Origin of the sequence: Bradyrhizobium sp. 87, assembly GCF_023073015.1 — a bacterium.
Classification (GTDB): Bacteria; Pseudomonadota; Alphaproteobacteria; order Rhizobiales; family Xanthobacteraceae; genus Bradyrhizobium; species Bradyrhizobium canariense_D.
The window spans coordinates 1-3,531 of record NZ_JADPIQ010000088.1 but is presented as its reverse complement, the minus strand read 5'-3'; the positions used below and the strand labels follow the sequence as shown (position 1 = coordinate 3,531).

Sequence of the window (3,531 nt, the reverse complement as noted above, 5' to 3'; positions counted from 1 at the left end):
ATGAAGCCGGGTCATTTCCGCCAGGACAAACGAGACAGTCTGCTTAGGAAGGCCCGGCAGAACGAATTCACGTCTCAGATAACCGAGTGGCTGACCTTGCCAAGATGGCAGCCACCGAAATAGGGCGCCTCCGTTGGCGCATGAGTGGCGGCTCAAACGAGCATCCACATCGTAAACGCGGCGCAGAGGCAGATCGTGCCCACGACAGTCATCCGGCAAAGAAGCGCTCGGTCCGGTCCATGTCGATCATCTTCGAGATCGATCCACGCCCATAAACGTTTAAAGCTGCACGCTGGCTCCTGCTTGCGCGCGTCGCAATCTGTCAGAGCTTACGTCCCATTAGACGGTGTGAGCGCTCTGCGAACTGGCATTCCAGCAAATTCGATCTGAGGGGCTTCGAAACCAACTGAATCAGCTGGTTGCTAACCGCTATCTGCAAGCCCGCACCGAGCAGCTCTTGACCCTGAGTACGGCAACGCTCGTTGCGTGTGTCGGGCTCTTAGTGTCCAAGTTGCAGTAACTGATAGCCCTCCGAGGCTCGCGCAATAGCGGGGGTTGTGTTGATCAATTGGCATCGGTCGTCGAGCAGGTTCGTGGTCCAATGCGGCGAGACAAAGTAAGGATCAAACGTCGGAGTGATGAAAAGCTAACCATAATCGAAGAAGGATCGCTCAAAAGTTCACTGCTGCTGGTGCGAACCTTATTGCATGCCTGCGCAGAGCGCAGGCGGACGACGCTCTGGCGCTGACACTCGACATTGCACTCAGCGCTGGGACTGCTCACCTGCTTTGATGGATGGCGGACAAAAGGCTCCAGTCATCGGACTGGAGCCGCCACCTTCCTAAGCGCCTCCGCGAGGGGGATTGCGGGCAGTCGGAAGAGCGGGGTTTATCGATCTAGTCAATGTTTCAACCGGATGCACGCTAGCGGCAAAAGTCAGACTATTGCGCTGTCATAAAACCAGTCAAACACCGGGCTTGTCATTTCAATCTGCGAGACTTTAACTCTGACACTCAGAAATAACAGGTTTGTCAAAAACAAGCCGAAGGGGGTCCGCAGTGGAGAAGGTGCGACGCTTACGCGCGATGGGTTCGCTGTGTCGTCAACAAGCAGCGTACAATGGCGTGAATAAATGGAAGCTCCTCGCGGAAGCAGAATACTGGGAGCACTTGGCTGAGCTTGAGCTGTCGTCCCATTTCCAAGAATGCAACGTCGCTTGTGCAAATGAAAGAACAGAGCCTCAAGCACGCACAGAGGCGAATGATTACTCGCGCCGGGAGACGATTGCCCCCGAAGCAACGGCGACCACGAATGACGCGCAGTGTGCGCTTATGCCCCTATGAGCAAGATACTCGTCGCGGCAATCGAAATGTGGGTTGGTCCAGCGCGCCAGTGTCGGCGACCTTACTCTTCTGGCCTATATGTCGCGATTTTGCGCGCGCCTTCCCAAAGCTCGACGTCTTGGCCGTTAACGAGCTGCTTGGCTCGTTCGCTCGCCGTTGGTTCGTCGACGCAATCAAGTTCAAGGCGAAGCTGTATGTGGCCGTCCGATCCAAGAATGTAGGCTCGATACTCCGGCATGAGTTGCTCCAAAACATCAGTTCCGAAGCTGAAACCCGAGAAATTACAACAACATCAAGAAGCTGTCCATTTAATTAGGACGATACTCCCATCCGTTCCCGACGGATCACTGCTCTGGACATACTCAAGAGCGCCACCGCCGTTGAGGAGGTCACGTTCGGATTCACCCAACCCCGAATATTAAGCTGCCTATGATCGATTAATACATTTTACGAATTAAATTCGGATAACTGAAAATAATGTGGTACCTTTGTCGGTCCGAAGACGTTCGTGAAGTGGATGTCATACCTCGACAGAAGATGACGATCGACGTGAATTTTTGAAGACCTGCAGTAGATTTGCGGCCGTAACGCCGCCCGCCATGACCTTGCTTCTATCGACCTCACTCACGTCAAACGCCATCGCTGCGTCTGGGGCAAAAGGTGTGAACGGAGGTGGGGCAGAGCACCATCACCATGAGCACCACCTCGAACACCATCCTCACGACCGGGACGACGATTAGTTGATGAGGGAAGAGGTCCGCCTCAGGCACTCCGGGGCCTCTGCCTTGTAAGCACATGGCCTACTCACCTAGTCGTGAGTTGGGTCGCTGTCGGCGCTCTACACATCTCGGTCGGGTTAATCGAGACGGTCTCTCGCCCATGGGCGCGACCTGCGCCGATAGTGCCACAAACAGCATCAATGTCGTTAGGGGCACCATTCCGGCGCATCATGCTCGCGCGCCGAGAGCGTCGTCGGTCGTGGCGACGTGCAGCGTGTTCAGACTGCGGCCATCGGGCAGCGGAACGGATCAGCAATCACGCCGCTGTCAGTCTCGATTGCTCATCATGCTTCGTGCTACTGCAGTTTCTGGTTGTTGGCTACTTCTCGCGCTAAACTAAGCTCAAGCTCAGTGAGCTTTTCGATCAAGTTCTCCACGATCTCCGCGCAGTCCGAATGCGTCAGCGAATGCACTCCGCGCGATGTCAGTTGGTTCTTGAGGATAGTCGCCATCATGGCTTTGACGCTCATGGACCGGCCTCGTCTGAAAAATCGGATCGTCACAAAATCAATCTGAAGTAGACGTTGAATATGGACGACAAGCAACGGCAAGAAGTTTGGTTCAACCTCCGTACAAGTACGGGCGGCGCTCGCGCTATGTTGCGTTGCGAAGCGCGTTGCCGTTGCAACACCAAAGCAGCGCTTCGCTCCGAATTCGGGACTTACGAAACAATTCGTTAGCTTTTATCTGGCTTGCTAGGTGCGTGCCGATTACCGCCGATTGCGGCACATGGAATGGGAATACCGGCCCCGGCTGTTCCTCCCAACCTGCGGCCGGGGCCGTTTGAACTTGCACTGCACCGTTCAACCCGGTCCACGACAATGTTTAGAGGCATTGCCATCACGCTATTTGGGATTTGGGCTGACCATTCTTTCGCAGCTCGATCAGACGCTCTTCTATGGTCGAAATACTGGCGCCGCGCTCAGGCTTGTGCGGGACATTAGTCGTGGTTCCGGCCTGTAGGTCAGCCGTGCTGCGCTCCTTCGGGCGGGGCATGCGCGAGCTTCCTCGACGGCTACTTCTTCAACAATACCCCTATCGTTCGCGCCATTCGCCTCACTGATCCTGCGTGACGGCCCAGCTCGGCTGCAATCTTCGATACGCCAGCGCCCGTCCGTGCCAGCTTCGACAATTGCTGGACCTCGCGGTCGGTCCATTGCTTTGGCTTCGGCGTTTTCATGGTGCGGTGCTCACCCGTACCAGTTAACCAGCGCGCCTCGTTTCGAACACTTGGGAAATTTACGGGTGGGTCCGTGGGCTGCGATCGAGGTTCACCGAGAAATAGTCGACCACTTCCGTAGCCTCGGCGCCTTGCCTGAAACCCCGCTGTTCTTCGAAATCGACGGAAGGACCATATGGATGAACTGCTGGCGGCGTACAATGACATCACCGCTTCCGGATTGGGCCCC

2 protein-coding genes are annotated in these 3,531 nt (G+C 55.7%); one reads left to right on the top strand and one right to left on the bottom strand.

Annotation, left to right across the window (positions count from 1 at the left end):
• Positions 1-1,900 precede the first annotated feature (1,900 nt).
• A complete protein-coding gene (locus IVB50_RS42760) occupies positions 1,901-2,083 on the top strand; it encodes a hypothetical protein (RefSeq protein ID WP_345946521.1) in 183 nt (60 codons plus the stop codon).
• Between the two features lie 335 nt (positions 2,084-2,418).
• Here the strand turns inward: IVB50_RS42760 and IVB50_RS22520 are convergent, their stop codons facing one another.
• Entirely contained in the window at positions 2,419-2,592 is a 174-nt protein-coding gene (locus IVB50_RS22520; RefSeq protein WP_247297355.1) for a hypothetical protein, read from the bottom strand.
• Positions 2,593-3,531: the final 939 nt, after the last annotated feature.

Bases quoted from the DNA above. Each gene is read 5' to 3' on its own strand.
- IVB50_RS22520 (WP_247297355.1), bottom strand. From the start codon at position 2,592: ATGAGCGTCAAAGCCATGATGGCGACTATCCTCAAGAACCAACTGACA.